Below are 4692 nucleotides of genomic sequence, written 5' to 3'. Positions count from 1 at the left end.
TTCTAAAAAATAGGAACCCATTCCAATTTTTCGGTGAACTTCCGAGGCTTTACTATCAAATTATATAGCTAGTTTACCGCTATTTAACTAAACATAAATAATTGCTATTTATTCACTAAGTTTTATCTTCAATTAGATTTGCTTAAATATCTGCGAAATGTGGGTTACTAATTATAGGAAAAACCAAAGAGTGACAGAAGAGGGATATACAAGATGAACCTGTGCTACAATATTCAAAATAATCAATTTGACAATGGGGAATCAAAACCATAAAAAAGCAATTCGTAGTTTGCAAAGGAGAATTGCTGAACATGAAGATAAAATCAACAAGGAGTTACAAAAGGATTATCCTGATCAGGGATTAATTAAACATTGGCAAACAGAAATCCGCGCTTTTGAGAAAGGAGTTCAACAAGCACTAAAACGACTTAGGAGGTTATAATGCAAATTAGCGATCGCAAATCTTTTATTAAAAGTTCAACCTTGGAAACCTTGTTAACGGAGTTGGGCGAAGAATGTCAAATAGTCATTCAGCTTTTAGATAAAATTAAAACAGGAAACCAATTAAACAATAGTGAAAAGGGGGATAGTTTAGCCGAATTATTGACAGCAATGATTCATCTACAAACCCATTGTGGCGAAGATTTGCAAACTTTAATTGCTGAAGAATTAGAACAGTTGCCTGATTCTGAATTGTTAGAATAATATTGTTAATGATCAAGTTATCCCCCTGTAGGGGCGAGGCGCGCCTCTCCTCGCAGGAGAGGGGTTGGGGGAGAGGTCACACAGTTTTTCTTAGAGAATGAAACAGCCCTGCCCGGTTTCTAAGCCTAAAAATCATCCTCAAGACTGAGATAAATAGGGCGAGATTATGTTAGTATTTTACCATGTAAATAAAGTCTAAAAATAATTTAATGGATCAGCACTATGGCAACTAAAAAGCGTTATATCCCTTCCGAAGAATATCGTCAAATGTTAGTCCGTGATGGCGATCGCCGTTTTAAAGAATGGCATGACAAATTCTTGAAATATCAACAGCTATTTCTGGCAGATATGAACAAACGCAAAGTAGGATGATTTTTAGTCGAATTATTATTCTCGTAATAGTTTTATTGAATAATAATAACTTGTCTTGCGGGAAAAAAGGTTATCTGAAATTACTAAATTATCCCTCCTAATTTCCCCTTTTTAATGGGGTTAGGGGGGATCATCTTTAGCGGTTATAATTCCATTTAATATTGGTTTGGTGCGTAAGCGAACCGCACGCACCCTACGGGGTTAATGGAGGTAGGTATAACGCCGCAAACTGCGTTCGTAGTTTTGTAATAGCAGTTGAGATTCTTCTAAACTAATCCGTTTTTGTTCTAACGCCTGTTCGGTTTGGCGACGAATACTTTCAATTAAATCCTCTGTATCATACTGAACATAACCCAAAACTTCCTGCATAGTATCTCCCTTAATCACCGCTTCAATTTGATATCCTTGAGGAGTAAGTTTAATATGAACTACATTCGTATCCCCAAATAAATTATGCAGATTTCCCATAATTTCTTGGTAAGCACCCGCTAAAAACATTCCCAAATAATAGGGTTGTTTTTGATTGGGATTTTGAGATAAATCTTCACTCTGTTCTAAAGAATGTAATTCTAAAACATATTTCACATCTCGTAAATCAATAAACTGATCAATTTTGCCATCACTATCACAGGTTAAATCCGCTAAAGTTGCCCGTTTTGTCGGTTCTTCATCTAATCTATGAATCGGCATAATTGGGAATAATTGATCAATTGCCCAGGTATCGGGGGCAGATTTGAACACCGAAAGATTGACATAATAAATCGAAGCCATAATCTTTTCTAAGTCTTCTAATTCATCGGGAATATAATCGGAATTTCTGACAATTTCTAAGATTTTCCGACAACAAGCCCAATGAATTTTTTCAGCTTTGGCGCGATCGCTTAAACTTAAATAACCAAATCCAAATAAACTAATTGCTTCCCCTTTAAATTGGGTAGCATCGTGATAGGCTTCTTGGTAGTTATCTTGATTAATAGATTGATAAGTGTTATCCAAATTCCTTAAAATTAGATGATCTTTTTCGGTAATCACCGGGGGTTCATCTATGGGAATATCACTACTCCCTAACACATCAAATACTAACACCGATTGATGGGAAGCGATCGCCCGTCCACTTTCACTAATTAATGTGGGAACTGGTAATTTTCGCTCCTCACAAGCCTCCTTAACCTCGGCAACAACATCATTAGCATAATTCTGCATATTGTAGTTTTTAGAGGCGTGGAAATTGGTTTTAGACCCGTCATAATCGACACCTAAACCGCCCCCCACATCCAAATATTTCATATTTGCTCCTAGTTTCGCCAATTCCACATAAATTTGACTAGCTTCTTGCAGGGCATCTTTAATCACACTAATCGAAGAAATTTGAGAACCAATATGAAAATGTAACAGTTGTAAACTGTCTAGCATTTCTGCTTTTTTCAGCTTTTCAACCACGTCCATAATTTCAGGAATAGTTAAGCCAAATTTAGCCCGATCGCCCGTTGAACCGCCCCAACGTCCCATTCCCCTGGTACTCAATTTAGCCCGGACTCCCACAATCGGACGAATGCCTAATTGTTGACTCGCAGCGATGACTAAATTCACTTCTTCAATTTGTTCTAAAACAATAATCGCGGTCTGTCCCAAGCGTTGGGCTAAAATGGCAGTATCAATATATTCCTGGTCTTTATAGCCATTACAAATTAATAGAGAATTGGAATTTTTCAATAGGGCTAAAGCAATTAATAATTCAGGCTTTGATCCCGCTTCTAAGCCAAAATTATAGGGTTGACCAAACCGGACTAAATCTTCAAGTAAATGCCGTTCTTGATTACATTTAACCGGATAAACCCCCCGATAAACCCCTGTATAACTATAACGGGCGATCGCCTTTGCAAAACAAGCATTTAATCGTTCAATTCGGTCTTCAAGAATATCAGGAAAACGGATTAATAAAGGTAACTCAATATTGCGACTTTTCAGGGATTCGACTAATTTTAATAAATCTAAAGATCCCCCTCGGTTCGCTTTCGGGGACACCGTAATATTACCCGCAGCATTAATCGAAAAATAAGGATCACCCCATCCCTGAATGCGATAGAGTTTTTCGCTATCTTCAACTGTCCAGGTCTTTTTCATCGTGACCTGGGGGGACTCCGTTACAACCTCTGGTGTCTGGGGTTTAGGGGCGAGTGCATTGACATCCATCTATTTCTATCCTTGCCATTGAGCAACCATCAGACAGTGTAGCGGTTTAAGTTAAGATTAACCAGCCCTCTGTTGCCAAGTATACGGTAATCTAAGTTGTGAACTTGAATCACAGTTAAGGAGATTTCCTTGGAACGGACATTTATTGCAATTAAACCCGATGGCGTACAGCGCAGACTCGTAGGGGAAATTATTGGGCGCTTTGAAGCCAAAGGTTTTACCCTCGTTGGCTTGAAGTTAATCATTGCCAGTCAGGAGTTAGCCGAACGCCACTATGATATCCACAAAGAAAGACCCTTTTTCAAGGATTTAGTGTCTTTTATTACCTCTGGCCCCTTAGTGGCTATGGTCTGGGAAGGAGATGGCGTTGTGGCTTCTGCTCGTAGAATTATTGGAGCAACCAACCCCTTAACCGCCGAACCGGGTACAATTCGGGGTGATTTTGCCGTAAGTATTGGCCGTAATATTATTCATGGTTCCGATGCCATTGAAACCGCACAACGGGAAATTAGCCTTTGGTTTACCGATGCTGAATTAGCCAATTGGGAATCAACTATGAAACCCTGGTTGGTCGAGTAGATTTCATCAAGTTAGCGGTTAACAATTATGGGTTAACCGTTAACGATTAACTATTATTATGATTATTAGGGGCATCCGCAACCCTTTGGGAAAATCCCCAAGCAAATAAACCTAGGGTGAGAACAACCATTAACCATTCCGGCGGGACTAAAGCCGAATCAATCACCCGAATTAATAATCGTAACCCCACTAAACCAACGGTTAAATATCCAGCAGTTTCTAAATAGACATATTCCTTTAACCACTTAATAAATAAACTCGCCATAAATCGCAAAATAATAATTCCGATAGTAGCTCCCGTAATCACCAGCCAAGCTCTATCAGAAATTGCAATCGCGGCAGTAACACTATCAAGAGAAAAAGCAAGATCCGTTACAGCAATCAGGGGGAGAACTTGCCAGAAAGACTTATAACGCATAACTTTTTCTGAGTCATCTTCCTGACTTTTATTGAAAAAATATCGAAATACTAACCAAAGTAAATATAAAGCCCCTAATAATTCAAACTGCCAATACTTAATTACCCAAGTCGCAGTAATAATTAAGATAATCCGTAAAATAAAAGCTAAAAATAAACCAATATTTAAGGCTTTATTTTGAAGTTTTGGATCTTCCAATCCACAGGAAATAGAAGCGAGAGCAATAGCATTATCAGCCGACAATACTGCTTCTAGGGCAATTAAAATCGGTAGTAATACGAGAAGATTTAACTCTATATGTCGAGAAGATTCAAGAACATTATCAAGATCTAACATTAATGATTGATGATTCCTATAGTGTCATAATCTGAAATTATATTAGAGTTTGCCATATTTGTCGCCGATTGCTCAGGATGGGGATTAGG

6 protein-coding genes are annotated in these 4692 nt (G+C 38.2%); 4 read left to right on the top strand and 2 right to left on the bottom strand.

The features are described 5' to 3' along the window. Nucleotides 1–253: 253 nt before the first annotated feature. From NMG88_RS19955 to NMG88_RS19945, 3 genes are all read left to right on the top strand, one after another. Entirely contained in the window at nucleotides 254–442 is a 189-nt protein-coding gene (locus tag NMG88_RS19955) for a hypothetical protein (protein WP_026785832.1), read from the top strand. Beyond that, nucleotides 442–705 carry a hypothetical protein gene (locus NMG88_RS19950; protein ID WP_026785833.1) on the top strand — a complete coding sequence of 88 codons (264 nt, stop codon included), beginning with the start codon at nucleotides 442–444 and terminating at the stop codon, nucleotides 703–705. Before NMG88_RS19955 ends, NMG88_RS19950 begins: the two co-directional genes overlap by 1 nt. A 222-nt stretch (nucleotides 706–927) precedes the next feature. Continuing rightward, a complete protein-coding gene (locus tag NMG88_RS19945; RefSeq protein WP_162832337.1) occupies nucleotides 928–1077 on the top strand; it encodes a hypothetical protein in 150 nt (49 codons plus the stop codon). 201 nt (nucleotides 1078–1278) lie between these two features. On the opposite strand, the gene speA is transcribed toward NMG88_RS19945, so the two are convergent. Continuing rightward, entirely contained in the window at nucleotides 1279–3201 is a 1923-nt protein-coding gene (gene speA / locus NMG88_RS19940; RefSeq protein ID WP_320056778.1) for a biosynthetic arginine decarboxylase, read from the bottom strand. Between the two features lie 198 nt (nucleotides 3202–3399). On the opposite strand from speA, the gene ndk reads away from it, so the two are divergent. Continuing rightward, nucleotides 3400–3849, top strand: a complete 450-nt coding sequence (gene ndk, locus NMG88_RS19935) for a nucleoside-diphosphate kinase (protein WP_235753043.1) — start codon at nucleotides 3400–3402, stop codon at nucleotides 3847–3849. Between the two features lie 46 nt (nucleotides 3850–3895). Here the strand turns inward: ndk and NMG88_RS19930 are convergent, their stop codons facing one another. After that, entirely contained in the window at nucleotides 3896–4603 is a 708-nt protein-coding gene (locus NMG88_RS19930; RefSeq protein ID WP_042156049.1) for a DUF475 domain-containing protein, read from the bottom strand. Between the last annotated feature and the right edge of the window lie 89 nt (nucleotides 4604–4692).

This window comes from Planktothrix agardhii (genome assembly GCF_904830935.1).
Lineage (GTDB): Bacteria > Cyanobacteriota > Cyanobacteriia > Cyanobacteriales > Microcoleaceae > Planktothrix > Planktothrix agardhii.
This window is presented reverse-complemented; position numbering and strand designations above follow the sequence as displayed.

What these genes read in the sequence shown, in the direction of transcription:
- NMG88_RS19945 (WP_162832337.1), top strand. Translation starts at nt 928, where the DNA reads ATGGCAACTAAAAAGCGTTATATCCCTTCCGAAGAATATCGTCAAATG.
- speA (WP_320056778.1), bottom strand. Translation starts at nt 3,201, where the DNA reads ATGAAAAAGACCTGGACAGTTGAAGATAGCGAAAAACTCTATCGCATT.
- NMG88_RS19930 (WP_042156049.1), bottom strand. Translation starts at nt 4,603, where the DNA reads ATGTTAGATCTTGATAATGTTCTTGAATCTTCTCGACATATAGAGTTA.
- NMG88_RS19950 (WP_026785833.1), top strand. Translation starts at nt 442, where the DNA reads ATGCAAATTAGCGATCGCAAATCTTTTATTAAAAGTTCAACCTTGGAA.
- NMG88_RS19955 (WP_026785832.1), top strand. Translation starts at nt 254, where the DNA reads ATGGGGAATCAAAACCATAAAAAAGCAATTCGTAGTTTGCAAAGGAGA.